We start from the raw sequence: 24,600 nt of genomic DNA on the forward strand, positions 1-24,600 counted from the left end.
CGGGGTGCCTGCCCGGCTCGGCCTCCGTCCTACGATGACCACGTGGACGACGACGACCTGGTGCTGAGCGACGCCGCTGCCTGGCGCGCCTGGCTCGACGAGCACGAGGACGATCCCGACGGCGTCTGGCTGGTGCTGGCCAAGAAGGGCACGACGGAACCGACCTCGCTGACCTACGACCAGGCACTCGACGAGGCCCTGTGCTCCGGGTGGATCGACGGGCAGAAGCGCGGACGGGACACCGCGACGTTCCGACAGCGGTTCACCCCGCGCCGCCGGGCGTCGCTCTGGTCGCAGCGGAACATCGGCCTGGTCGCCGCGCTCGAGGACACCGGACGGATGCGCACACGCGGTCGCGCCGAGGTCGACCGTGCGAAGGGCGACGGCCGGTGGGACCGCGCGTACGCCGGCGCCGCGACGGTCACCGTGCCCGACGACCTCCGGGCGGCGCTCGACGCTGCACCGGCCGCCGCCGCGCTGTTCGCCGAGCTCGACGCGACGAACCGGTACGCCGTGCTGCACCGGGTCGTGACGGCGCCGAGCGATGCCGCGCGCGCGAACCGGATCGCGAAGCTCGTGGCCGGCCTGGCCGCGGGCGAGACGCCGTACCCCCGCCCGACCCGCTGACGACGTGCCCGCGCGCTGACCCTCGCTTCCGCGGGGCGCGTCGAACCATGATCCCGACATCGAACCAGCCGCTCGCCGTGGTTCGACGTCGGGAACGTGGTTCAATGCCCGATCCGGTGCACGCGCCAGGGGGACACCGACCCAGCAACGCGTCACGCGGCGGGCGTAGACCGGGGGCATGACCACTGGTACCGACACCACGAACCGTCCTGCCGCCGCCTCGGGCACCTTCCGCATCGGCGGCGACCTCGAGGTCCACCGCCTCGGCTACGGCACGATGCAGCTCACCGGCCCGGGCGTCTGGGGTCCGCCGAAGGACCACGACGAGGCCGTCCGTGTGCTCAAGCGCGCCGTCGAGCTCGGCGTCGACTTCTTCGACACCGCCGACTCCTACGGCCCCTACGTCGCCGAGGACCTGCTCCGCGAGGCCCTGCACCCGTACGGCGACGACGTCGTCATCGCCACCAAGGCCGGCCTGACCCGCACCGGGCCGAACGAGTGGCCGCCGGTCGGCCGTCCCGAGTACCTGCGCCAGGAGGCCGAGATGAGCCTGCGCCGCCTCGGCCTCGAGCGCATCGACCTCTTCCAGCTGCACCGCATCGACCCGAAGGTCCCCCTCGAGGACCAGGTCGGCGAGCTGAAGAAGCTGCAGGACGAGGGCAAGATCCGGCACATCGGCCTGTCCGAGGTCTCCGTCGACGAGGTGAAGGCCGCCCAGGAGATCGCCACGATCGTCTCCGTCCAGAACCTCTACAACCTGCAGAAGCGCGACGCCGAGGAGCTCCTCGACTGGTCCGAGGAGCAGGGCATCGGCTTCATCCCGTGGTTCCCGCTCGCGACCGGCGGCCTGACCGGCGACGACTCGCCGCTCACCGAGATCGCCGAGCGCAAGGGTGCGACGCCGGCGCAGCTCGCACTGGCATGGCTGCTGAAGCGCTCGCCCGTCATGTTGCCGATCCCGGGGACGTCGAGCGTCGACCACCTCGAGGACAACCTGCAGGGCGCGACGATCGAGCTGTCCGACGAGGAGTTCCAGGAGCTGTCGAAGCTGGGGGAGTGAACCCAGCCCGACACCGGACGGGAGGCCCGTGGCGACGCCGCCACGGGCCTCCCGTCGTCTCGTGACCACTTCGTGACCCGGCGTGGCTTGTCGGGGTCTACCGCGTATGTGCATACTCGGTATGTCCAAGGCGGACGGAGACGGGGGAGTCACGATGAGCGTCAAGATGGGCGTACTCGCGCTGCTGGTGGGAGGACCCGGCTACGGGTACCAGCTCAGGGGGGAGTTCGAGCACCGGACCGGGGGGACCTGGCCGCTCAACATCGGCCAGGTCTACACGACGCTCGACCGCCTCGAACGCGACGGCCTCGTGGCCCGCGGGGACGCCGACGACGACGGACACGTCGTCTACACGGCGACCGACGCGGGCCGCGAGGAGGTCGCACGCTGGTTCAGCGAACCGGTGCCCGCGAAGCGCGGCCGTGACGAGCTCGCGATCAAGTTCGCCCTCGCCGTCACCGTGCCCGGCGTCGACGTCCCCCGACTCGTGCAGGTCCAGCGCGCATCGGCGATGCGCGCCCTGCAGGACCTGACGCGACTCAAGCGCACAGCCGATCCGTCCGGCGACCTGGCGTGGTCGCTGGTCCTCGAGTCGATGGTCTTCCAGGCCGAGGCCGAGGTGCGCTGGCTCGACCACGTCGAGAGCTCGGTCGCGCGGTACATGCCGCCCGAGGTACACGACGCCGCAGGGCGCGACGGAGCCATGCCCACCGTGGCACACGAGGTCGTCCGGTGAACGCCGCGGTCACGACTCCGCTGCTCGCGCTCGACGCCGTCAGCGTCCAGTACGGCACGGGGGAGCGGGCGGTGACCGCACTCGCCGGTGTCGACCTGTCGATCCGTCGCGGGGAGATGGTCGCCGTGATGGGGACCTCGGGGTCCGGCAAGTCGACCCTCCTGGCCTGCGCCGGCACCCTGCTGCCGCCCACCAGCGGCGAGGTCCGCATCGACGGCGAGTGGATCTCCGACCGCCCGGCCCGCGAGCTCGCGGCGCTCCGCCGACGCCTGGTCGGCTTCGTGTTCCAGGACTTCAACCTCATCCCATCGCTCACAGCGGTCGAGAACGTCGCGCTGCCGCTGGAGCTCGACGGCTGGAGGGCGAGCAGGGCCCGGCGCGCGGCCGAGCTGGCGCTCGAGAACGTCGAGCTGGCGGACCGTGCCGACGCCTTCCCCGACGACCTGTCCGGCGGGCAGCAGCAGCGCGTCGCGATCGCCCGCGGGGTCGTCGGTGAACGGCGCCTGGTGCTCGCCGACGAACCGACCGGCGCCCTGGACTCGCAGACCGGCGAGGTCGTGCTCCGGATGCTCCGTCGACACGTCGACAACGGCGCGGGCGCACTGCTCGTCACGCACGACGCGCGGCACGCGGCCTGGGCGGACCGGGTGGTCTTCCTGCGCGACGGTCGGGTCGTCGACGAGACGGTGTACGCCGGCGTCGAGACCCTCGTCGGTCGAGCAGCGTCGTGAGCCGCCGTCGGCGCAGCGTCGACGACGATCGCGAACGGAGCGAGGGCCGCAGGGCTCGGGGGTCGCGGACCGGAGGCCGGAACCGCACCCGCACGCCCGTCGCGCTCGGACCTGCCCTGCGTCTCGGTCGCCGCCTCGCCTTCGCGAAGGTCGGCCGTGCGGTGTTGATCGTGTCGCTCATCGGCGTCCCCACTGCAGGCTTCGCGGCAGCGGCCGTGGTCGTCCAGTCCACGATGGCCACGGTGCAGGAGCAGCTCCGGTACGACCTCGGCCACGCGGCCGCCCAGATGCGCCTGGCCGGTCCGGACCTGCCCGGGATGCGGCAGGACCCCGTCGAGTGGCAGCTGACCGACTCCGTACGGGACAGCCCGGTGACCACGGCGGACGAGGACTCCCCCTGGGCCGACCTGCTGGGCCACGTGCCCGAGGGAGCCGACGCGATCCCGGTGCGGACGACGCGGATCGTGGTCCGCGGCCCGGAGGTCCCCGTCGCTGTCACCGCGGACGAGGGAGCGACGTGGTCGCCCGCCCTCGACGGACACTGGCACGTGCTCTCCGGCCGTGCACCGTCCGCGCCCGACGAGGCGATGGTGACCCCGGCGACGCTCGAGCGTCTCCACATGTCGATCGGAGACTCGATCACCGTCACCGATCCGGTCCGGGAGCGCTTCACGGTCACGGGCACCATGCGCGACGCCGCCACCGGCCCGGAGGCCGAGGGCGTGTTCCTGCCGTCCGGGTCGCTGCCCGCCGACCTCCCGGAGTCGCTCCAGCGCGGTGGGTCGGAGACGACCGTCTACCTGCCCGAGGTCGCCCCGACGTGGTCGGAGATCCGCTCGCTCAACGCGCACGGGATCGTCGTCGAGTCCCGTCCGGTCGTGCTCGACCCGCCGGCTGAGCGACTCGAGGGGGTCCCGACCGGGACGACCGTGAACGCGTACCTCGGTGCGATGGCGCTGGTCGGTGTGTTCGCCGCCTTCGAGGTCGCACTGCTCGCCGGTGCCGCGTTCCTGGTCGGCACCCGGGCGGACACCCGCACGCACGCGATCATCACGAGCGTCGGTGGCGGCCGTGGCTTCGTCCGTGCGGTCGTCGCCGGCTCCGGGCTGGTGCTCGGTGTGACGGGTGCGCTGCTCGGTACCGCGCTCGGTACGGGGCTCGGCGTGCTCGCGTTCCGCCTGCTCGACGACGGCAACGTCGGGACCTGGCCGGGGCTGCACGTGCCGACACTCGCCATCCTCACGATCGCGGCGGTCGCCGTCTCCGCCGGTCTCGTGGCGGCCCTGGTCGCGGCACGGACGGCGACCAGGATCGACGTCCTCGCGGCCCTCCGAGGGTCCCTGCGTCCCGCTGCACCCCGACCCCGGGCGGAGCGTCGACGGCGGATCTGGGTCCCCGTCCTGGTCGTCAGCGGGATGGTGATGACGCTCGCGTGCGGCGTCGGGGTGCTCCTGCTCGACGACCGCCCCGTGCAGCAGGACCGATGGGCGGTGCTCGCCGGTGTCGGGGTCGCGCTCGGGCCGTGCCTCGTGCAGCTCGGTGTCGCACTGGCCTCGCCGTGGGTCCTGGCCGGGGTCGCACGGCTCTCGGCCCGCCTCGGTCTGTCCGCCCGGATCGCCGCGCGGGACGCCCGGCGCAACCCGGTCCGCACGGTCCCGGTGCTCGCGAGCGTGATGAGCGTCGTGTTCCTCGCCTCGGTCGTGATCACGTGGAGCGCCTCGGAGCACGCCCGGTTCGTCCGCGACTACGAGTACGCCACCGCGGTCGGTGTCGCGACCATCGACGTCGGAGCCTCGGACGCGGACGGCTACCCCGCCGGGTACGACGCAACGCTCACGAGGCAGGCCGCCCGGGTGATCGGCGGAGCGCTCGGCGACGCCGACGTCCACGTCCTCGCCGTGAATCGCGAGGGTCCGGGCAAGGACCCGACGACCGTGACCGTGCCGCACGACTTCGCGCACCGGGAGTGCCCGACGACGAACACCACGACCTGCGCGAGCTTCCTGCAGTCCGTCGGGACGGGCACGCCGCACATCACCGCGGGCACGTTGGACGACTACGCCCTGCTCACGGGTCACCGGCCGTCGGCAGCGGTCCAGCGTGCACTCGCGGACGGACGGGCGGTGTCGCTCTGGCCGGAGTACGTCCACGACGGCGTCGTCCGGATCGACACCTGGCGCGACCAGACCGTCGACGACACCGAACCCTACGAGGACACTCGTCCGGACGCCACGACGACGATCCCCGCGATCGCGGACGTCCAGACGCCGCGGATCCAGGTGGGGGTCTTCATGACCCGCGAGACCGCTGCCGCACACGGGATCACGCTCATCGACGGTGTCCTCGCGACACACCTGGCACGGGACCTCACCCCTGCAGGCTACGACGCGCTGTACTCGGCGTGGGAGGGCACGGGTGGAACCGATCGCGACCTCCAGAGCACCGTGTCGATCGCCTACGAACGCGGACCGGTCGACGAGCAGGCGACGGTGCAGGCGCTCGTGCTCGCCCTCGCCGCGGCGGTGACGATCGGTGCCACAGCGGTCGCCGTCGGACTCGCTCGGTCTGACGGTCGTCGCGACGACGAGGTCCTCGACGCGATCGGGGCCGAACCGGTCCTGCGTCGACGGGTGTCGGCGTGGCAGGCGGCGATCCTCACCACGGTCGGCGCGGTCGTCGGCACCCTGCTCGGGTTGCTGCCGATCCGGGCGCTCACCCTGCGGTTCGACGGCGGCCCGACGGGGACCACGCACCTGCCGTCCGTGGCGGACTGGCCGGTGCTGGCGCTGCTCGCCCTGGGCCTCCCGCTCGTCGTGACGGCCGGGACCTGGCTGACCGCCGGCCGGGGACGCCGGGTGGCGGTGCGTCGTGCGCACTGAGGACGAGACCGACGGCGGCCGCGAACCTGTGAACGACCACGAGGACCCTCAGCCGGACCGCACGTTCCCCAGGTGGGGGGACTGGCGCTCGACGGCGATCCGGGGGATACCTGTACCCGTGACCCGTACCACCCGCCTCGCCCTCGTCGCGAGCATCGTCTCCGCAGCCTGCCTCGTCGGGGCCGGCGTCCTCGTCGTCGCCGCCCCCCACACGGCGAGCGCCGAGGACCGGCCCGTCGCGACCGCAGCGGCGTCCCGTGTGGAGCAGAAGGCCGATCTGCCGCGTCCGAGCACCCCGGACCAGGTGGTCTCCGGTGCGCTCGACACCCCGGCGCTGGCCGACGCGGTGCCGTTCGCGTACGCGGGGGACTCGATCACCGCGCGCCCCGACTCGTGGCTGCACCAGCTCGAGGGCGACGACCGGCTGCACGCCGTCGGCGGGTACGCGCACAGCGGGTACCGCGCCGACCAGGTGCTCGCCGAGATCGGTCCGGTGCCGCAGGCCCGGGTGCTCGTGGTCGATCTGGGGACGAACGACGTCAACCAGGCGATCCCGCTGGACCGCACGATCGCGAACGTCGACGCGATCGTCCGCAAGGTCGGCGCCGGGCGGGTGCTCGTCGTCGCCGGGCCGCCGTCCGACTGGACGTGGAGCCGCTGGGGCGCCGACCGCCGCTCGGGGCAGATCGTCCTGACCGACGCCCTCCACGCCGACGCCGATTCCCACGGCTGGGGGTTCGTCGACCCGTTCCGGTCACTCCGGGCGGCGGACGGCGCGTACCTGCCCGGTACCTCGCCGGACGGCATCCACCCGACCGCCGAGGCGAACCGCTCGGTCGCGGAAGCGATGGCCGCGGCGATCGAGCGCACCGCGCGCTAGGCACCTCCGCCGGGTCACTCCGGCAGCGGCTCGGCGTACGTCCGGAAGTCCCCGCGCTCGGTGTGCATCGTCCAGAGTCGTTCGGCGACCGCGGCCGACGAGTGGTCGTCCTGCCCGTCGTCGATGCCGAACGGGATGATCAGCTGGCCGACGTGCACGTGCTCCTCGGCGACGGCGTCGTGCAGGAGCTGCGCGTAGGCGCTCTCGCCGGCGAAGGCGACCGAGGTACCGGTGACCCGCGCGCCCGGTCGGACGGCGCTGCCGCCGTTGACGAACAGGATCGTGCCCGTGCCGATCGCGCGCATGCCCGGCAGCACCTGGCGCACGGCGTTCACCGAGCCGTAGACCGAGAACTCGATCGGCCCGACGAGGTCCTCGGCGGTGGTCTCGAGCACGGGGCGCATGTACTCCTTCGCGGGCAGCGGGCTGTACTGCAGCACCTCGATCGGGCCGAGCTGCTCGGTGGCGGCCTCGAGCGCGGCGCGGAGCGAGTCCCCGTCGCGGACGTTCGCGGCGAACCCCTGCGCGCGGTACCCGGACGACCGGAGCTCGGCGGCGAGCGAGTCGAGCCGGTCCTGGTTGCGGGAGATCAGGGCGACGTCGAAGCCCTCACGTCCGAAGCGGTCCGCGACGGCGAGCCCGAGGCCCTTGCCGGCGCCGACGATGGCGATGGTGGTCATGCGGTGGTCCTTCCGTGGGTGTGCGACCGACGGTAGGCCGGGGTGCGCAGTGGTGAGGGGTTCCGCCGGGAACCCCCAGCCGTTTCCCGACGGCGCCGTGTGGACTCGACCCACGACCCGGGAGGATCACCGTGGACACCACCCGCACCACCGGCGCCGGCACCCGCGCCCGCGCCCGCCGCAGCCGCCGCACCTGGTCCGCCGTCGGACTGGCCGCCGTGGCCGCCCTCGGCCTGACCGCCTGCTCCGACGACCGGGCGGCGACCGGTCCGGACGACTCCGCCGGGCAGCGCAGCACCGCGAGCCCGCCGGCCGACCTCGCCGCGGGGCAGCTCGCACCCGACGGGCAGACCACAGAGGTGGTCTCCGGCCTCGAGGCGCCCTGGTCGGTGGTCCCGGTCGGCGACGACGGCGATGCGTTCGTCAGCGAACGGGACTCGGCACGGGTGCTCGAGCTCGCGGCGGACGGCTCGACCCGCGAGGTCGGGAAGGTCGCGGGTGTCCGGCACGGCGGCGAGGGCGGGCTCCTCGGCCTCGCACTGCACGACGACGACCTGTTCGTGTACTCGACCGCCGAGGACGGCAACCGGATCGAGCGCTACGACCTGACCGGGGACACCGGCTCCTACCGGCTCGGCGAGGCGACCACCGTGATCGACGGGCTGCCCGCGAACACCTTCCACGACGGCGGGCGCATCGCCTTCGGCCCGGACGGCATGCTCTACGCGAGCGTCGGCGACGCGGGGCAGCGGTCCGAGGCGCAGGACCGCGACTCCCTGGCGGGCAAGATCCTGCGCCTGACCCCGGACGGCGAGGTTCCCGACGACAACCCGTTCGCGGGGTCGCCCGTCTGGTCGCTCGGGCACCGGAACGTGCAGGGCATGGGCTGGGCCGAGGACGGCACGATGTTCGCGGCGGAGTTCGGGGAGAACCGCTTCGACGAGCTCAACGTCATCGAGCCGGGGAAGAACCACGGGTGGCCCGAGGTCGAGGGCACCGGTGGCGAGGACCGCGGGTTCGTCGACCCGGTGCAGCAGTGGCCGACCGACGACGCGTCCCCGAGCGGCCTGACCGTGATCGGCGACACCGTCTTCATCGCGAACCTCAAGGGGGAGTCCGTCCGCGCCGTCCCGGCGTCCGACCCGTCGAGCTCGACCGTGTACTTCCAGGGCGAGCACGGGCGCATCCGCACGGTGCTGCCCGGGCCCGACGACACGTTGTGGTTCGTGACGAACAACACCGACGGCCGGGGCGACCCCCGCGACGGCGACGACCGGATCCTGTCCGTGCCGCTGACGACTGCGCGCTGACGGGGGTTCCGGCAGCACCTCGTTCCGGATGCGGCGCGGCCGTACCGTGGAGCGCATGGACCACCGTGACGAAGCCCGCGACTTCTTGTCCAGCCGTCGCGCGCGCATCACCCCGGAGCAGGTCGGCATCCCGACCTTCGGCACCCGCCGGCGCGTCCCGGGCCTGCGGCGCGAGGAGGTCTCCCGCCTGGCCGGTGTGAGCATCGACTACTACACGCGCCTCGAGCGCGGGAACCTGCAGGGGGTGTCCGACAGCGTGCTGGACGCCATCGCCACCGCGCTGTGTCTCGACGCCGCCGAGCACGAGCACCTGCGCGACCTCGCCCGGCACCAGAACGCGACACCGCGACGTGCGGGCATGACCGTCCCGGTCGCCGCCGTCCGGCCGGAGCTGCAGTACCTGCTCGACGTCGTGACCGACGCCCCAGCGGTGATCGTGGACAACCGACAGGACATCGTGGCCGCGAACACGCTCGGCTGGGCGCTGCACGCCGAGATCGTGACGGGCGACCGGCCCATGAACTTCGCGCGGTACATCTTCCTCGATGCACGGGCGCGCGACTTCTACCAGGACTGGGAGCGCGCAGCGCACACGAACGTCGCGATCCTGCGACGCGAAGCCGGACGGACGCCGGGCGACCGGGGCCTCGCCGCGCTCGTCGGGGAGCTGTCCGTCCGGAGTGACGCGTTCCGCGCACTGTGGGCGGCGCACGACGTCCGTCGGCACTACGCGGGCGTCAAGGCCTTCCGGCACGCGGTGGTCGGACCGATCGAGCTGCACTTCCAGTCGTTGGAGCTCACCGAGGACCCAGGCCTCTCGCTGACCATCTACCCGGCGACCCCGGGCAGCGCGAGCGCCGACGCACTGCGGGTGCTCGCGTCCTGGGCCGCGACGGAGCGGATCGCAGAGCGAGCGACCGGCAGGGCGACGGGCCCGGCGGCCGGACCGACGACCGGCCGGACTGCTGCCGACGCGACGGAACAGGAGCTCGCGTGACCGACACCTCCGCCGTCGCCACACCGCTGTCCCGGCGTCCGGGGCCGTGGGCACGCCTGCGCTTCCGGTGGCAGGCCGAGCAGGAGGTCCACGAGCTCACCCGGGACCGGGCACACGAGCAGCGGGTCCTCGCCGAGGCGGCCGTCCGCCTGCAGGACGGTCCGTGGGCGATCGGCCTGCTCCTCCGCCGTGGCCACGACGCCGACCACGGCGCCGGCCGATGAGCGAGGAGACCCCTCCGGCGACGATGACGCGTGGTCGGACGCTGCTCTTCGCCGTCGCCGGCGGTGCAGCGGTCGGCAACCTGTACTGGGCGCAACCGCTGCTCGACGACATCGCCGCCGAGCTGGGCACCTCGTCCGGGCTCGCGGGGCTCCTCGTCACGCTGACGCAGGTCGGCTACGCGCTCGGGATCCTGCTGCTCGTCCCGCTCGGCGACGTCGTCGACCGGCGACGGCTGGTCCCGGGCGTGCTCGCGGCCTCGGCAGTCGCCCTGCTCGCCGCCGCGCTCGCCCCGGGGTTCACCGCACTGCTGGTGGCACTCGCGCTGGTCGGGGCCACGACGGTCGCCGGGCAGCTCCTCATCCCGCTCGCGGGCGACCTGGCCGACCCGGCGTCACGCGGCCGGGTGGTCGGGACGATCGCGTCCGGGGTGCTCACCGGCATCCTGCTGTCCCGCACGGTCAGCGGCGTCGTCGCCGAGCTCGCCGGGTGGCGGAGCGTGTACGTCCTCGCCGCGGCGGTCGCGGTCGTGCTGGCGTTCCTGCTCGCGCGGGCGGTCCCGCGTCTGCCACGGCGCGAGCGGATGCGGTACCCGCAGCTCATCGCGTCGGTGGTCGGCGTCGTGCGGGCGCACCGGGCGGTCCGCGTGACGCTCGTCGTCAGCGCGTCGGTGTTCGCCGTGTTCACCATGTTCTGGACGGCGCTGACGTTCCTGCTCAGCGGCGCACCGTTCGGGTACTCCACCACGGCCATCGGTGCCGTCGGCCTGGTCGGGCTCGTCGGGGCGGTGGCGGCGCAGCGCGTCGGGCGGCTGCACGACCGTGGCTGGTCGGTCCCGGTCACGGGTGCCGCGCTCGTGCTGGTGCTCGTGTCGCTGGTGGTCGCCGGCCTCGGGGCGCGGTCGATCGTGGTCGTGCTCGTCGCGGTGCTGCTGCTCGACGTCGGGGTGCAGGGAGCGAACGTGCTGAACCAGACGCGGCTGTTCGCGATCGATCCTGCGGCACGCAGCCGGCTCAACACGGCGTTCGTCACCGGGAACTTCGCCGGCGGTGCGGTCGGGTCAGCCGTCGCCGGCGTGCTCTGGAACCTGGGTGGCTGGACCGCGGTGACGGTCGGCGCCGCCGTGCTCACCGGCTTCGCGACGACGGTGTGGGCCGTGCACCGGCGCGGGGCGCTCGCGCTCCCGGAGCACCCCGCGTCGAGCTGACGGCCGGCTCAGGGCCGGAACGTCTCCGGGACGTCGAGGTCGCCGTGCGCCGCCTGCCACCGCAGTGCGTCGCGGACCGTCTCCGACGCCGTGTACGCCGGCGCGTAGCCGAGCACCCGCTGCGGCTCCTCGGTGCTGAAGACCTGACTGCGGGACAGGTGCTCCCAGCTCGCGTCGGCGTGCTCGGGCGCCGTGGTCTCGCGGAACCGGTCCCAGCTGACGGACTCGAGCCGTGCCTCCCGGCCGGCCCACGACGCGACCAGGTGGGCGTACCCGCGCACCGTGAGCGCGGTCGGCGCCGTCGCGAAGAAGGCCCGTCCTGCTGCGGCGTCGCGCTGCTCGACCGCCAGCTGGAAGAGCTGCGCGACGTCGTCGGCGTGCACGTGGGCCATCGACTCCGCGCCGAGGCCGGGGACCTCGACGGTCTCGCCGGTGGCCAGCCGCCTGATGACCGACGGGTCGAGGTTGCCGAGCGGGCCGATCGGCATCCAGCCCGGACCGCTGATGTGCCCGGGGTGGATCGACGTCGTCGTGACACCACCATCGGCGGTCTCCTGCTGCAGCATCCGGGCGATCGCGTCCTTCTGCGTGCCGTACTCACCGAACGGCGGGGTGGCGGTCTCCTCGGTGATCGGCAGGACGTGCGAGACGCCGGCGCGCCAGATCGAGCCGCAGTGCACGAGGTGGGTGCGGCTGCCGCGGAGGGCCCGGACGAGCTGCTCGGCGGAGTCGCGCGTGAAGCAGACGAGGTCGACGACGGCCTCGGCACCGAGCGCGGCGATGCGGTCGCCGAAGGTGCCGTCGCGGTCCTCCTGCTCACGGTCGGCGGCGATCCGGTCGACCTGCTCCCACTCGGGGGCGTCCGCGTACGGGGTGCTGGTGCCGCGCGTCACGACGGTGACGCGGTGGCCGGCACGGACGAGGCGGGGGACCAGGAAGGTGCCGATGTGGCCGGTGGCTCCGATGACGACGATGTCCATGCGGGCCACGCTAGGCGCGTGCATCCGTGCGCGGCAGGCCCTGGCGGTGCTCCCCGGTGGACGCGACGCGGAACGGGCCGGATCAGGCCCGACGTGACCAGACCGAGGACGGACGGGACCGCAGACGGACGGGAGCACCGACGGACGGGAGGCCCGTGGCGCGTCCGCCACGGGCCTCCCGTCCTTGGGTTGGTCGGGCCTAGGACCCGCTGACCGCCTTGACAGAACCGGCGATGACCGCGGCGTCCTCGGCGAGCGCGCCGACCGGGTCGGGCAGTCCCGTGCTGCTCAGGAGCTTGCGGGCGGCCCACCCGGCGAAGCTGCCGACGATCGCGCCGACGCCACCGAGGATCGCGCCCTCGAGGCGCAGGTCGCGACGACCGGTCGTCCCGAGCGCGGCGCCGGCGAACGCACCGGCACCGATGCGGCCGATCAGGCCGAGCGGCGAGATGCGGGCGGGCGCCTTCGGGGACTTGTCACCGATGAGCTCACCGATGGCCGACGCGACGAGCAGGCCGCGACCGAGCGGCGTACTGAAGACCTTCCACTGCTGCCAGTCACCCTGCACGGCCTTGTTGTCGTGGTTCAGCGCGAGGACGGCCAGCGGGGTGCTGCTCCGTCCGCCGCTGAGGAACCCGAGTGCCAGGGTCCGGACCAGGGTGTGCTGCTCGTCGTGCTTGCTCATGGTTCTCCTGTCGAGTCCGCTCGGACGTCGTGTCCGCTCGGACGGTACTCGCCGGGCGCTGGGGGACGGACCGCCGCTGCCCCCTCCGAGCCGTGCCGCGTACCGTCCGGGCCATGAGCAACGTCATCCTGTTCGGCGGCCACGGCAAGGTCGCACTCCTCGCCACCCGCATCCTCACCGAGCGCGGCCACAGTGTCACGTCGGTGATCCGCAACCCGGACCAGCAGGACGAGGTCCGCGCGCACGGCGGCGAGCCCCGCGTCGCCGACGTGCAGGAGCAGTCGCTCACCGACTTCGCCGACCTGATCCGCGGGCACGACGCCGTCGTCTGGTCGGCCGGCGCCGGTGGCGGGTCCGCGGACCGCACCTGGGCGATCGACCGCGACGCCGCCGTGCTCTCCGTGCAGGGTGCCGCGCAGGCCGGGGTGGACCGGTACGTGATGGTGTCGTGGTCCGGGTCGACGCTCGACCACGGGATCCCGCAGGACCAGGACTTCTTCGCCTACGCGCAGTCGAAGATGATCGCCGACGCGGTGCTCCGCGACTCCGGGCTGCAGTGGACGGTCGTCGCGCCGAGCACGCTGACCGACGACGAGCCGACCGGGTCGGTGGACTGGGACGGTTCGGCCACGCAGGTCCCTCGTGGCGACGTGGCGCACGTGGTCGCCGACGTCGTCGAGGACCCGTCGACCGCCGGCCGCACGTTCCGCTTCAACGGCGGTGGCACGGCGATCGCCGAGTTCCTGCAGCAGCGGTAGCGCGCGGATGTCGGTGACGGACCGGTCGGGTCGGCCCTGCTGATGCACGCGCTGCTCGTCCGCGTCCGCGAGTCGTTCTGGTTCCTGCCCGCCCTGCTCGGGGTCGTGGCGATCGTCGTCGCGCAGCTGCTCGTCACGCTCGACCGCGAGGTCCTGGACGGGCAGGTGCCGGCGGTGCCGTTCCTCGACGCCCTGAGCGCCGGCGGTGGTCGGTCGATCCTGACGACGATCGGCACGGCCATGCTCACGGTCGCCGGGACCTCGTTCTCGATCACGATCTCGGTCCTCGCGACCACGTCGTCGACGTACGGACCGCGGCTCGTGCGGAACTTCACGGCGGACCGGGCGAACCAACTCGTGCTCGCGGCGTTCACCTCGACGTTCCTCTACGCGATGGTCGTGCTGCGGACCGTGCACACGGACGTGGACGACGGCGACGCGTTCGTGCCCGTCGTCGCCATCCACGTCGCGGTCCTGCTCGCCGTGCTCGACGTCGGCGTGCTCGTCTTCTTCATCCACCACATCGCGTCGAGCACGCAGATCACGTCGCTGCAACGGCAGGTGCAGACCGACCTGCGCGCTGCGGTCGACGAGGCCTACCGGGACGGCGACGACGAGCGACGGACGATCGAGCCCGTGATCGTCCCCGAGGACGGGTGGTACGCGGTCCGGGCGGCATCCGACGGCTACGTGCAGTCGGTGGAGTGGCGGACGCTGACGGCATGGACGGTCCGCAACGACCGTCTGGTGGACGTCGTCGCGACCCCGGGCCGGTACGTCATCCAGGGCGACGTCGTGGTGCGCGTGCGCGTCCGCGCTGACGGGGACCAGGCCGACCGATCGCGCGACGACGACAGCACCCCGAAGATCGACGCGGCGGCCGCGCGGACCCTCCGCGCCGCGGTGGTCCTCGGCACTGCCCGGACGCCCGTGCAGGACGTCGAGTTCGCCCTCCAGCAGCTCGTCGAGATCGCCGTCCGCGGTCTGGCGTCCGGCTCGAACGACCCGTACACGGCGGTCAGTGCCCTGGACATGGCGACGCCGGTCCTGGTGCCGCTCTGGCGCGACCGGAGCGCCGTGACGGCGCTGCTCGGGCCGGACGGCACGCAGCGGGTCCTGCAGCACTGGCCGTCGCCCGAGGACCTGGTGGCCGGACTCTTCGCGACCGTCGGGCACTACGGCGCCGGGCAACCGCTCGTCGAGCGTGCCGCTGACAGGCTGGCGGAGCGACTCGAACAGCAGGCACCTGGGCATCGACGCGGACTCGTGGCCGTGCCGCGGGGTCGGCGTGATGATGCCGACGGCGGGCCGCCTACCTGAACGGAACCACAGCACATCAGGCACCATGGACCGATGGCCACGACCAGACCACCAGCCTCATCCACCGACCAGCTCCGCCCTGGGCAGCCGGTCCGCACCACCCCCGAGCTCGCACGCTGGGTCTTCTGGCCGGCCGCCGTCGTCGTGCTCGGCTTCGTCGCCTGGACCCTCATCGCGCCGTCGTCCGCCGAGGCCGTCTTCACCGCGCTGCAGAGCGGCATCGTCCGCAACTTCAGCTGGTACTACGTGCTCATCGCGGCGTTCTTCGTCGGGTTCTCGCTGTTCGTCGGGTTCTCGAAGTACGGCGACATCAAGCTCGGCAAGGACCAGGACGAGCCCGAGTTCTCCACCGGCTCGTGGTTCGCCCTGCTCTTCGCGGCGGGCATGGGCATCGGACTCGTCTTCTACGGTGTCTCCGAGCCGCTCAGCCACTTCGCCTCGCCCCGGCCCGGCGTGACGGGCACCGAGAATCAGCTCGCCCAGCAGGCGATGACCCAGACCTTCCTGCACTGGGGCCTGCACGCCTGGGCCATCTACGTCGTCCTCGGCCTCGCCCTGGCCTACGCGATCCACCGTCGCGGCCGTCCGGTCTCGATCCGGTGGGCACTCGAACCGCTGCTCGGCAACCGCGTCCGCGGCGGGTGGGGCAACCTCATCGACGTGATCGCCCTGATCGGCACGCTGTTCGGCGTCGCGACCTCGCTCGGCCTCGGCGTCATCCAGATCGGCGCCGGACTCGAGGCCGCCGGTCTCGCCGAGAGCAGCACGGTCAGCCAGATCGCCATCATCGCGGTCATCACGGCGGTGACGATCGTCTCCCTGGTCACCGGTGTGACCAAGGGCATGAAGATCCTGTCGAACTTCAACCTCATCCTCGCGGCGGCGCTGCTGCTCTTCATCCTGATCGTCGGCCCCACGCAGTTCCTGCTGCGTGACTTCGTGCAGTCGATCGGCGCCTACCTGCAGAACGTCGTCGGCCTCTCCTTCAACGTGACCGCGCAGCAGGGTGCGGCCGGCGAGGAGTGGCAGGGCGCCTGGACGACGTTCTACTGGGGCTGGTGGATGTCGTGGGCCCCCTTCGTCGGCATCTTCATCGCACGCATCTCGCGCGGCCGCACCGTGCGTGAGTTCGTCTTCGGCGTGCTGCTCGTGCCGACGGCCCTGACCTTCCTCTGGTTCGCCGTCCTCGGTGGTGCAGCCATCCACCAGGAGACGGACGGCGCGGGCGGCCTCGTCGGCGCGGACGGGTCGGTCGACGTCGAGGGCTCGCTCTTCACACTCCTCGCCGACCTGCCCGCCGGCGTCGTGCTGACCTTCGGCGCGATCCTGCTCATCGGCGTGTTCTTCGTGACGTCCTCGGACTCGGGGTCACTCGTCATGGCGATGATCGCGTCGGGTGGCGACATCGAGCCGAAGAACTGGCTGCGCGTGTTCTTCGCGGTGGTGGCCGCACTGCTCGCCGTCGCACTGCTCCTGACGGGCGGGTTGAACGCCCTGAAGACGGCGGCGATCACCACCGCGCTGCCCTTCAGCATCGTGCTGCTGATGACCTGCTGGTCCACGGTGATCGCGTTCAACCGCGAGCGCCGGGCGTACGACAAGGCGGAGCGCGAGGTGCTGCTCGAGCACGTCGGTGCGTACTACGGGCTCGAGGTCGACGCTCCCGAGCAGCGGCAGACCGCACGTCCCTGGGACCTGGTGCGGCGGCTCCGCGGCGGTCGTGGGAGCAGCCGATCGACCATCGGCACGGTCAGCACCTCGCCGGACGCGTTCCCGGTGCACCCAGAGTCCGTCTCGCCGGACCCCGGCGTCGACGCCAGCCTCGACCCGGCGCCGGCCGACGCAGCAGCGGACGCTCAGGAGGCGCAGCCGCGGTCCTGACGTGACCCGGTGACGGACGGGAGGCGCGGTGCCGGCTGGCACCGCGCCTCCCGTCCGGTTCAGGCGAACTGCGCGTAGAACGACTCCGGCCGCCCCTGCAGCGACGCCTTCACCCCGCGGCTCCACTCATCCACCAGGACCTCGGCGACCCCCTGCTCCACCCCGTCGAGCGAGGCCCGAGCGACGTCGGCGGGATCGACCATCGACCCCTCGTACCCGGCCATGATGTCGGTGTCGGCTGCGCCGAGGTGCAGCCCCTGCACGGCGATCCCCGACCCGGCGAGCTCGAGGCGCACGGCGTTGGTCAGGTTCCACTCCGCTGCCTTCGCCGCCGCGTACGCGCCGGACCCCGGGTACACGAACCACGACAGCGCCGACAGCACGTTCACGACCGCACCGCCGCCGTTCCGCTCGATGACTGGCGTGAACGCCCGCAGCACCGAGAGCGTGCCCCAGTAGTGCGTGTCCATCTCGCGACGGGCGTCGGTCAGGTCGTCGCGGAGCAGTGACCCGGTGGTCGCGATCCCCGCGTTGTTGACGAGCAGCGTGACGTCCTGTGCGGCGGCTGCCGCGGCGGCGACGGACGCCTCATCGGTGATGTCGAGCGGCAGCACCTCGACGCCCTCGACGTCGACGAGCTCGGGGCGGCGGGCGGTCGCGTAGACCTTCGACGCGCCGCGCTCGAGCAGCTGCGTGACGAAGCGGCGGCCGATGCCCCGGTTCGACCCGGTGACGAGTGCGACGGATCCGGCGATGTCCATGGTGTCCTCCTGCCGGGCGGGCACTTCCCGCGGCGGCTCGGCTACGGTAGGACCTCACATCGGTGTCAGGTGCAAGTGCAGATCGGAGAAGTCATGCGGATCGGTGACCTCGCGGCGGCGACCGGGGCGAGCGTGCGCTCGCTGCGGTACTACGAGGAGCAGGGACTGCTCACGGCGGAGCGGACCGCGGGCGGCCAGCGGTCCTACGCTCCGTCATCCGTCGAGCGGGTGCGGCTCGTGCAGCAGCTCTTCGCCGCCGGGCTGCCGAGCCGCACCATCGTGCAGCTGCTGCCGTGCGTCGACGCGGGGGTGGCGACCCCGGAGTCGTTCGCGCTGCTCGTGGCCGAGCGCGACCGCATCACCGCACAGCTCGCGGAGCTCGAGGCCGCCCGGGACCGGCTCGACGAGGTGATCGCGATCACCGAGCACCCGACCGCCGAGCACTGCCCGGCACTGCGGGAGCAGCCCGCGGCGGCGTGACGCGGGTCCGTGACGGCGCGCCGGTGCCGCTGTCGGTGGCCGCGTCTAGCGTGACGACATGCCCGAGGGTGACTCCGTCCACCGCCTGGCAGCGCGCCTCCGGGCCGTGGACGGTGCCCTGGTCGCCCGCGGTGAGCTGCGCGGGGGCGCCGACGCCGGCACCGCGCTCGGCGGCCGACGCATCGTCGAGCACGCGACCCACGGCAAGCACCTCCTGACCCGGTTCGACGACGGCAGCACGCTGCACACCCACATGCGGATGACCGGCTCGTGGACGACGACGGGCACCGGGAAGCGCCTGCCCGTGCACGCCGCACGTGACGCTCGGGTGCGGATGGCCCTCGACGACGGTCGCACGGTATGGGGGATCGCGCTGCCCGTGGTCGAGCTGCTCCCCACCCGCGACGAACACCTGGCTGTCGGGCACCTCGGCCCGGACCTGCTGCACGAGGACTTCGACCGCGACGAGGCCCTCCGCCGCTGCACCGCCGACCCCGACCTGCCCGTGCGCACCGTCCTGCTCGACCAGCGGCGCGTGGCGGGGCTCGGCAACCTCTGGGCGAACGAGCTGGGCTTCGTCCGCGGGCTGCACCCGGATCGGCCGGTCGGCACCGTCGACGTCGGGGCGCTGCTCGACACGGCGCAGCGCATGCTCCGCCACTCCGCGACCACGCCCGACGCGTACCAGGTGACGACGGGAGTGCTCCGTCGCGGTGAGCGCCACTGGGTCGTCGGCCGGGCCGGTCGACCGTGCCTGCGCTGCGGGACGCGGGTGCGTGCCCGCGACGACGTCGAGGTGGTCGGCTCCGCGCCCCGACGGGTGTGGTGGTGCCCCCGCTGTCAGCCCGTGACGGTCGGGACCGCGGCGACCGCTGCCGACTGACCGTCGGCGATGCCCCGGGCGACCTGCTCGGGCGTGCGGTCGACGGTGGAGACGACCTCGGCGGCCTCGTGCAACCAGCCGTCCGCGGCCTCGGCGTACGGTGCGAGCCGGCTCATCCGGAACGTCGAGTACCCGACGACCGCGTCGTCCTCGATCCGGCGACGCAGGGTGTCCTGGTCGGCATGCAGCACGACGTGCCGCACCGGGATCCCGTACCGCGCGAACCCGTCGGCGATCTCCCGCCAGTAGGCCTCGACCAGCACCGTCTGCGGCATCACCAGGGTGCCACCGACCTGGTCGAGCACCCGACGCGCCGTCTCGACGACGAGCGGCCGCCACGGGTCCCAGTGCTGGAAGTCACCGTGGTCCGGCAGCGGCGGCCGGACGTCCATCAGGACCTCGCCGATCTTCTCGGGGTCGAGCACGTGGGCGTCGGGCAGCATCGGCTGCAGCAGACGCGCCGTCGTCGTCTTGCCGGCCCCGTGGGTGCCGTTGATCCACACGATCACCCCGCGGACGCTACCGCACCGGTCCGCGCGCGTGGGTCACGATCCGGCACCGGCCACGGGACGGCCTGGAGGCGCGGCGGCTGCCCGCCACGGGCCTCCCGTCCGCCGACCGGCCCGTTCGCTCCCCGTCTGCTGCGGGTCCGCCGACCCAGCCGACCGTTCACCTCGGTGCGGCAGGATGGCCACACCCGTCGCCCCGACCTCCGGAGTCACCGTGCCCGACCAGAAGCCCGCCGTCCTGTTCGTCTGCGTCCACAACGCCGGCCGCTCCCAGATGGCGGCCGGGTGGCTGCGGCACCTGGCGGGTGACCGCGTCGACGTGTTCTCGGCAGGGTCGGAGCCCGCCGACCGGATCAACGCGGTCGCGGTGCAGGCCATGGCCGAGGAGGGCATCGACATCGCGGGGGAGCAGCCCGCCGTCCTGACCACCGACGCGGTCCGTCAGGCGGACGTCGTCGTGACCATGGGCTGCGGCGACGCCTGCCCGGTGTTCCCGGGCAAGCGCTACGAGGACTGGGCGCTCACCGATCCCGCGGGTCTGCCGATCGAGCAGGTCCGTCCGGTGCGCGACGCGGTCCGGCAGCGCGTCGAGACCCTGCTCGCCGAGCTCGTCTAGACCAGCGCGGCGATCCCGAGCGCGACCAGCGCCAGGAGCGGCAGGGCGCCCTGGGTGCTCGCGGCACGGCGCTTCGTCGCGTCGCTCGTGAACAGCACCAGTGCGGCGGCCAGCATGCTCCCGGTGCCGGCGACGACGAGCGTCAGCCCCACCGCGGTCCCACCGGACGCGACGACGACGATGCCGACCAGCACGAGCACGGCGAGGAACAGGTTGTAGAAGCCCTGGTTGTACGCGAGCGAGCGGGTGGCGGCGGCCTCCTGCTCCGACGTGCCGAAGGTGTTCCGCGCGCGCGGGGTGGTCCAGAGGACGGACTCGAGCACGAAGATGTACACGTGCAGGAGCGCGGCGAGGGCGGCGAGCACCAGGGCGACGACGGTCATGCCCCGACCCTACGACGCCCGGTCAGCGCTCGGTCACCGCTCGGACGGCAGGGGGAGCTCGTGCACGGCGTCCCACGGCTCCGTCCAGCCGAGTCGGTCGAAGAGCGCGTCGAGGAGCATCGCGGTGAACCCCCAGAGCGTGTGCACGCCCTGGTCCGACCGTACCGTGAAGGCCGGCCCGCGCCACTCCTGACCGCCCCGCCGCAGGACCGTCACGCCGCGGTTCGCGGGGTCGAGCAGCTCGGCCACCGGCGTCCGGAACACCGCGGCGGACTCCCGCTGGTCGACGACCCGCACGGGCGTCGGGTCGCGCCACCACCCGAGCACGGGCCGCACCAGGTGGTTCGAGTGGGCGAGCGGTACGGCGGGCAGGGTCCCGAGGACCTCGACGCCGGAGGGGTCGAGCCCGGTCTCCTCGCGGGCCTCGCGCAGGGCCGCCGCGGAGGCGTCCGCGTCGCCGGGGTCGATGCGTCCTCCGGGGAAGGCGACCTCGCCCGGGTGCGACCGGAGCGTCGACGCCCGGGCGAGCAGCAGGACGTCGAGGTCGCGGTGGACGGCACCGGCTGCGGCCGGCCGGTCGGCGGGCACCCGGTCGAGGACGCCGAAGAGCATGAGCACGGCCGCTGCACGGGGGTCCGCGGTGGTCGGCATCGCGGGGACCAGCGGAGCTGCTCCGGGACCGGCGACGGCGGCGAGCGCCGCGCGGGCAGCGTCGACCGACGGCGACCGGTCCGTCCGCGTCACCGGCGCGTGCCGTCCTCGGCGGTGCTGCCGGCTGCCGGGCCGTCCCCGTCCGGTCCGACCCCGTCGGAGCCGTCGGCCGGGACGCCGTCCCGACGGGCCAGCAGCGCGCGGATGCCGACGACACCGGCGAACCCGACGACGACCAGCGCGACGATCAGCAGCAGGATGGTGTGGTGCTGGTGGCCGCCTGCGGGTGCAGCTGCGGTCGTGGCGGACATGTCGTCGCGGATCCCGGACGCATCATCCGCCCGCGCGGTCGCGGTCGGCGCAGCCGTGGCACTCGGCGCCGGCGTCTCCGCGATGCCCGAGTCCGTCGACGAGTCCAGCGCCGCCGGGCCGCTCGACCGGAACCGGTACTCGCCCGAGATCGGGTGCCCGTCGACGGAGACGCTCCGCCACCGCACCAGGTACGACCCCGCCTCGGAGACGTCGAGGTCCTTCGCGATGGTGTTGCCCTGGACGCTGACGTCCCCGGACGTGTGCTCGGCGCCCTCCGCGTCGGTGACGCTGATCACGATGCCGGTCTGCAGCCCGCTGAGCGGCGGTTCGGAGAGGGTCAGGAGGACGTGGTCCACGTCTCCCGCGACCGTTGCGTCGGCGACGGGGTCGGACGCGACCAGCACGTCGTGGGCCGATGCGGGTCCGGCGACCAGCAGGACGGGCGCGAACGCTGCGACGACGACGGTGGCGAGGAGGGCTCGGAGACGCACGGGTGCCTTTCATCGGCGGCGGACCCGGCTGGTACCGGACGCCCCGAGCGTACCCGGAGCGTCCGGAGCGGCGGCGCGGGTCAGTCCTTGCTGACGAACTGCGCGTCGGACGTCGCGAGCTGCAGCTGCTCCTCGATGCCCTGCTGGTCCGTCGATCCCCAGCGCTCGGCGATCCTGCCGTCGACGAACTTCGACACCTGGATGCCGCGGACCGTGAAGGACCGTCCGGTGGGCTCGTGGCCCTGGAACGGCCCGGTGTGGGTGCCGTGGATCGTGAACACCGCGGTGACGTACTCGTCGGTGACGATCAGCGGGTCGGCCTCGAGCGTGACGTCGGGGAACGCGGTCGTGAACTCCGTCCAGAAGTCGACGATGCCGGCGAGCCCGGGCGCCTGGCCGGGTGCGGGGTCGTGGTCGACGACGTCTTCGTGCCAGGCCTCGTGCATGCGGCTCCAGTCGCGTGCCTCGAGGATCCCGCCGAGCTTCTCCTGCGTGGCGGCGTTCGCGTCCTTGGTCATGTGGGTTCCTCCCGTGGTCGGACGGTGAGGGTCCTGGCTACGCCGGACACCTCGGGAGGTCCCGGGGATCGAGGGACACGCTGTCCGGTCGGCGCACGTGGTCGCAACGGTGTTGAGCCGGACGGGAGGCGCGTGGCGGCCCCAGCACGCGCCTCCCGTCCGGACCGTGGGTGCGTCAGCGACCGGAGGCGTAGTGGTTCGCGACCTGCGTCGCGGACAGTTCCGTCGAGTAGACGGCGGCGTAGCGCATCTGCCCGGTGAAGAAGAAGTTGGCCGGCGCTCCCGGCCACCCGGTGATGGTGTCGTAGCCGACACGGAAGTAGCCGGTGTAGTTCTCGGGTGCCTTGAACGCGGCGTTCGACGCGACGAGCGTGCCGTCCAGGTACAGGCGCATGCCGTTCGTCGGCGACATCGTGGACACGACGTGGTGCCACGCGCCGTCGGTCACGGCCTTCGGCGAGGTGATCACCTGGGTCGTGCCGTTGTACGCGCCGAAGACGAGCTGGCCCGCGGTGTTGATGTAGATCTGCCGGTCGTGCTGCCCCGAGGTGGCGACCTGGTTGCTGCCGAACCCGATGAGGAGCCCGCCCGCGACGGTCGTACGGAACCAGACCTCCTCGCTGAAGGTCGTCGGGTTCTGGTACGAGCGCGGAGTCGAGACGAAGCTCGTCGACCCGTTGAGCGTGTAGGCCGTGCCGCCGTCGCGGGTGCAGGCCCCGGGGTTCGCGGTCGTGGCCATGGAGCCCTGGTACGTGCCCGCGGCGTTCTTGCCGGAGGAGTCGGCGGCGGTGCGCGACCCGGCGGCCTCGTCGAGGTCGTAGGCGAACAGTGCACCGGAAGCGTCGGCCAGCGCTGCGGCGCCGCACGTGAAGTACGGGGCGGTCGCCGCGGTGTTGCCGGTGTTCGTGATCGTCGCGCTGTACGCGGAGCGGGTCGGGGCGAACTGGTTCAGCAGCACGACCACGGCGAGGGCGACGACGAGCAGGGCGGCGACGACCCGACCGTCACGCAGGGAGCGCAGGGGGCGGCCGGTCACGAGGCACGCACCGGTTCGACACGACCGACCGCCAGGCAGAGCACGAGCGGCACGAGGCACACCGCGACGAGGGCGGCCCAGCCCATCGGGTCGAGGTCGATGTTCGAGGTCAGCTGGTAGTGCCCGTTCGCCGTGAGCTCGTGGATGACGACACGTCCGACCTGGCCGTCGACGAGGTGGACCGAGTTGCCGCCGTGGGCGTCGACCCGGACGGGGAAGACGCCGGAGGAGACGATCGTCGCCTCGATGCCGTGCGGGCTCGAGGTGTTCGTGATCGTCGTGACGTTGACGAACGGCTTGAGGACGAACGCGGCGTACGACGTCGTGAGGGCGCCACCGGCGATGCGGAGGCAGGTGCGCGTCACACGGTCGGTGAAGGCGCTCGTGAGGGTCCAGATCAGCAGGGTGCCGACGAGCAGGATCGGGGCGGCGCGGAACAGCCAGCCGAGGTGCGGCACGAGGGCGACGGGGGTGCCGATGACGTCGCGCTGGGTCAGGGCCCACGGGTCGGTGGCGCCGTTGATGTCCCCGCGGGTGTGCAGTCCGGCCGCGTCGATGCCGATGATGCGGTGCGTGTAGACGACACCGGGGTTCGCGTCGGTCTCGAAGGAGACGACGTCGCCGACCGCCAGCGTGTCCACGTCGACGGGCAGGTCGAGCACGAGCGTGCCGACCGGGGCTGCCTCGCCCATCGAGGGGGTCTCGACGACGAACCAGCGGCCGCCGGCGGACAGGAACAGCACGGCGGCGGCGAGCAGCAGGGCGGCGATCGCGGCGACGGTCCAGGCGAGGACGGTCTCGGAACGGGAGACGGCCCGGCCGCGCAGGGTCGGCCGGTCGAGCGTGCCGCTGAGCGGGATCGCCGCGGTCTGGCTCATCTGGTGCTCCTGTGGGGTCGGCCGCTCCGGGGAACGGCGGGTGGTGCGGGGGACTGCGTTGCAGCGGGGCTGCGAGGGAGTGGGGTGGCGGGGGGGGGGGGGGGGGGGGGGGGGGGGGGGGCCGGGGGG

The 24,600-nt window shown here is 73.0% G+C and carries 27 protein-coding genes; 16 read left to right on the plus strand and 11 right to left on the minus strand.

Going from position 1 to position 24,600, the window contains the following annotated elements; all coding sequences use genetic code 11:
* The first annotated feature begins 42 nt into the window (after nucleotides 1-42).
* The 6 genes from QUG98_RS16080 (at nucleotide 43) to QUG98_RS16105 (ending at nucleotide 6,913) form a co-directional block, all read left to right on the plus strand.
* Nucleotides 43-627: a YdeI/OmpD-associated family protein gene (locus QUG98_RS16080; protein WP_289471498.1), complete on the plus strand. Its 585-nt coding sequence runs from the start codon at nucleotides 43-45 to the stop codon at nucleotides 625-627.
* 178 nt (nucleotides 628-805) lie between these two features.
* Complete coding sequence (locus QUG98_RS16085; protein ID WP_289471499.1) at nucleotides 806-1,687, plus strand: aldo/keto reductase; 882 nt, start codon at nucleotides 806-808, stop codon at nucleotides 1,685-1,687.
* Nucleotides 1,688-1,841: 154 nt separating this feature from the next.
* Entirely contained in the window at nucleotides 1,842-2,423 is a 582-nt protein-coding gene (locus QUG98_RS16090) for a PadR family transcriptional regulator (RefSeq protein ID WP_289471500.1), read from the plus strand.
* Nucleotides 2,420-3,154 (plus strand): ABC transporter ATP-binding protein, encoded by a 735-nt coding sequence (locus QUG98_RS16095; protein WP_289471501.1) that lies wholly within the window; start codon nucleotides 2,420-2,422, stop codon nucleotides 3,152-3,154. Before QUG98_RS16090 ends, QUG98_RS16095 begins: the two co-directional genes overlap by 4 nt.
* Nucleotides 3,151-6,033, plus strand: a complete 2,883-nt coding sequence (locus QUG98_RS16100; protein WP_289471502.1) for an ABC transporter permease — start codon at nucleotides 3,151-3,153, stop codon at nucleotides 6,031-6,033. The genes QUG98_RS16095 and QUG98_RS16100 overlap by 4 nt, the downstream gene beginning before the upstream one ends.
* Before the next feature lie 118 nt (nucleotides 6,034-6,151).
* Nucleotides 6,152-6,913, plus strand: a complete 762-nt coding sequence (locus QUG98_RS16105) for an SGNH/GDSL hydrolase family protein (protein WP_289471503.1) — start codon at nucleotides 6,152-6,154, stop codon at nucleotides 6,911-6,913.
* Between the two features lie 14 nt (nucleotides 6,914-6,927).
* Here the strand turns inward: QUG98_RS16105 and QUG98_RS16110 are convergent, their stop codons facing one another.
* Nucleotides 6,928-7,593 carry an SDR family NAD(P)-dependent oxidoreductase gene (locus QUG98_RS16110; RefSeq protein ID WP_289471504.1) on the minus strand — a complete coding sequence of 222 codons (666 nt, stop codon included), beginning with the start codon at nucleotides 7,591-7,593 and terminating at the stop codon, nucleotides 6,928-6,930.
* A 131-nt stretch (nucleotides 7,594-7,724) separates the two neighbouring features.
* Here QUG98_RS16110 and QUG98_RS16115 point away from each other — a divergent pair, with 131 nt between their 5' ends.
* The 4 genes from QUG98_RS16115 to QUG98_RS16130 are packed head-to-tail and all read left to right on the plus strand — an operon-like array spanning nucleotide 7,725 to nucleotide 11,329.
* Nucleotides 7,725-8,903 carry a PQQ-dependent sugar dehydrogenase gene (locus tag QUG98_RS16115; RefSeq protein WP_289471505.1) on the plus strand — a complete coding sequence of 393 codons (1,179 nt, stop codon included), beginning with the start codon at nucleotides 7,725-7,727 and terminating at the stop codon, nucleotides 8,901-8,903.
* 55 nt (nucleotides 8,904-8,958) lie between these two features.
* The gene (locus tag QUG98_RS16120) at nucleotides 8,959-9,900 is read left to right on the plus strand and encodes a helix-turn-helix transcriptional regulator (RefSeq protein ID WP_289471506.1); all 942 of its coding nucleotides are present in this window, start codon (nucleotides 8,959-8,961) and stop codon (nucleotides 9,898-9,900) included.
* Nucleotides 9,897-10,124, plus strand: a complete 228-nt coding sequence (locus tag QUG98_RS16125; RefSeq protein WP_289471507.1) for a hypothetical protein — start codon at nucleotides 9,897-9,899, stop codon at nucleotides 10,122-10,124. The genes QUG98_RS16120 and QUG98_RS16125 overlap by 4 nt, the downstream gene beginning before the upstream one ends.
* Complete coding sequence (locus tag QUG98_RS16130) at nucleotides 10,121-11,329, plus strand: MFS transporter (protein ID WP_289471508.1); 1,209 nt, start codon at nucleotides 10,121-10,123, stop codon at nucleotides 11,327-11,329. The genes QUG98_RS16125 and QUG98_RS16130 overlap by 4 nt, the downstream gene beginning before the upstream one ends.
* 8 nt (nucleotides 11,330-11,337) lie before the next feature.
* Here the strand turns inward: QUG98_RS16130 and QUG98_RS16135 are convergent, their stop codons facing one another.
* Together QUG98_RS16135 and QUG98_RS16140 are read right to left on the minus strand one after the other, a co-directional pair.
* Nucleotides 11,338-12,309 (minus strand): NAD-dependent epimerase/dehydratase family protein, encoded by a 972-nt coding sequence (locus tag QUG98_RS16135; protein ID WP_289471509.1) that lies wholly within the window; start codon nucleotides 12,307-12,309, stop codon nucleotides 11,338-11,340.
* Between the two features lie 199 nt (nucleotides 12,310-12,508).
* Nucleotides 12,509-12,994 carry a DUF4126 family protein gene (locus tag QUG98_RS16140; protein WP_289471510.1) on the minus strand — a complete coding sequence of 162 codons (486 nt, stop codon included), beginning with the start codon at nucleotides 12,992-12,994 and terminating at the stop codon, nucleotides 12,509-12,511.
* A gap of 113 nt (nucleotides 12,995-13,107) precedes the next feature.
* On the opposite strand from QUG98_RS16140, the gene QUG98_RS16145 reads away from it, so the two are divergent.
* The 3 genes from QUG98_RS16145 to QUG98_RS16155 are packed head-to-tail and all read left to right on the plus strand — an operon-like array spanning nucleotide 13,108 to nucleotide 16,953.
* Nucleotides 13,108-13,752 carry an NAD(P)H-binding protein gene (locus QUG98_RS16145; protein ID WP_289471511.1) on the plus strand — a complete coding sequence of 215 codons (645 nt, stop codon included), beginning with the start codon at nucleotides 13,108-13,110 and terminating at the stop codon, nucleotides 13,750-13,752.
* 42 nt (nucleotides 13,753-13,794) lie between these two features.
* On the plus strand, nucleotides 13,795-15,072 hold the full coding sequence (locus QUG98_RS16150; protein ID WP_289471512.1) for a DUF2254 domain-containing protein: 1,278 nt from the start codon (nucleotides 13,795-13,797) through the stop codon (nucleotides 15,070-15,072).
* Nucleotides 15,073-15,105: 33 nt separating this feature from the next.
* Entirely contained in the window at nucleotides 15,106-16,953 is a 1,848-nt protein-coding gene (locus QUG98_RS16155) for a BCCT family transporter (protein ID WP_289471513.1), read from the plus strand.
* Nucleotides 16,954-17,012: 59 nt separating this feature from the next.
* On the opposite strand, the gene QUG98_RS16160 is transcribed toward QUG98_RS16155, so the two are convergent.
* The gene (locus tag QUG98_RS16160; RefSeq protein ID WP_289471514.1) at nucleotides 17,013-17,714 is read right to left on the minus strand and encodes an SDR family oxidoreductase; all 702 of its coding nucleotides are present in this window, start codon (nucleotides 17,712-17,714) and stop codon (nucleotides 17,013-17,015) included.
* 93 nt (nucleotides 17,715-17,807) lie between these two features.
* Here QUG98_RS16160 and QUG98_RS16165 point away from each other — a divergent pair, with 93 nt between their 5' ends.
* Both QUG98_RS16165 and QUG98_RS16170 read left to right on the plus strand, forming a co-directional pair.
* Nucleotides 17,808-18,194: a MerR family transcriptional regulator gene (locus tag QUG98_RS16165; RefSeq protein WP_289471515.1), complete on the plus strand. Its 387-nt coding sequence runs from the start codon at nucleotides 17,808-17,810 to the stop codon at nucleotides 18,192-18,194.
* Between the two features lie 58 nt (nucleotides 18,195-18,252).
* Nucleotides 18,253-19,077: a DNA-formamidopyrimidine glycosylase family protein gene (locus QUG98_RS16170; protein WP_289471516.1), complete on the plus strand. Its 825-nt coding sequence runs from the start codon at nucleotides 18,253-18,255 to the stop codon at nucleotides 19,075-19,077.
* Here the strand turns inward: QUG98_RS16170 and QUG98_RS16175 are convergent.
* Nucleotides 19,035-19,586 carry an AAA family ATPase gene (locus QUG98_RS16175; protein WP_289471517.1) on the minus strand — a complete coding sequence of 184 codons (552 nt, stop codon included), beginning with the start codon at nucleotides 19,584-19,586 and terminating at the stop codon, nucleotides 19,035-19,037. The genes QUG98_RS16170 and QUG98_RS16175 overlap by 43 nt on opposite strands.
* A gap of 214 nt (nucleotides 19,587-19,800) precedes the next feature.
* On the opposite strand from QUG98_RS16175, the gene QUG98_RS16180 reads away from it, so the two are divergent.
* Nucleotides 19,801-20,202: an arsenate reductase ArsC gene (locus QUG98_RS16180; RefSeq protein WP_289471518.1), complete on the plus strand. Its 402-nt coding sequence runs from the start codon at nucleotides 19,801-19,803 to the stop codon at nucleotides 20,200-20,202.
* On the opposite strand, the gene QUG98_RS16185 is transcribed toward QUG98_RS16180, so the two are convergent.
* From QUG98_RS16185 to QUG98_RS16210, 6 genes are all read right to left on the minus strand, one after another.
* Nucleotides 20,199-20,585, minus strand: coding sequence for a DUF1304 domain-containing protein (locus QUG98_RS16185; protein WP_289471519.1), 387 nt, complete (start codon nucleotides 20,583-20,585; stop codon nucleotides 20,199-20,201). The two genes, QUG98_RS16180 and QUG98_RS16185, sit on opposite strands and share 4 nt — an antisense overlap.
* Nucleotides 20,586-20,618: 33 nt before the next feature.
* A complete protein-coding gene (locus QUG98_RS16190; RefSeq protein WP_289471526.1) occupies nucleotides 20,619-21,236 on the minus strand; it encodes an NUDIX hydrolase in 618 nt (205 codons plus the stop codon).
* A gap of 89 nt (nucleotides 21,237-21,325) precedes the next feature.
* The gene (locus QUG98_RS16195; protein WP_289471520.1) at nucleotides 21,326-22,039 is read right to left on the minus strand and encodes a copper resistance CopC family protein; all 714 of its coding nucleotides are present in this window, start codon (nucleotides 22,037-22,039) and stop codon (nucleotides 21,326-21,328) included.
* 80 nt (nucleotides 22,040-22,119) lie between these two features.
* Nucleotides 22,120-22,557: an ester cyclase gene (locus tag QUG98_RS16200; RefSeq protein ID WP_289471521.1), complete on the minus strand. Its 438-nt coding sequence runs from the start codon at nucleotides 22,555-22,557 to the stop codon at nucleotides 22,120-22,122.
* A gap of 175 nt (nucleotides 22,558-22,732) precedes the next feature.
* The gene (locus QUG98_RS16205; RefSeq protein ID WP_289471522.1) at nucleotides 22,733-23,593 is read right to left on the minus strand and encodes a LamG domain-containing protein; all 861 of its coding nucleotides are present in this window, start codon (nucleotides 23,591-23,593) and stop codon (nucleotides 22,733-22,735) included.
* Nucleotides 23,590-24,471 carry a S26 family signal peptidase gene (locus QUG98_RS16210; RefSeq protein ID WP_289471523.1) on the minus strand — a complete coding sequence of 294 codons (882 nt, stop codon included), beginning with the start codon at nucleotides 24,469-24,471 and terminating at the stop codon, nucleotides 23,590-23,592. The genes QUG98_RS16205 and QUG98_RS16210 overlap by 4 nt, the downstream gene beginning before the upstream one ends.
* Nucleotides 24,472-24,600: the final 129 nt, after the last annotated feature.

The sequence above is a fragment of the Curtobacterium subtropicum genome, assembly GCF_030362975.1.
In the GTDB taxonomy this organism is placed as follows: domain Bacteria; phylum Actinomycetota; class Actinomycetes; order Actinomycetales; family Microbacteriaceae; genus Curtobacterium; species Curtobacterium subtropicum.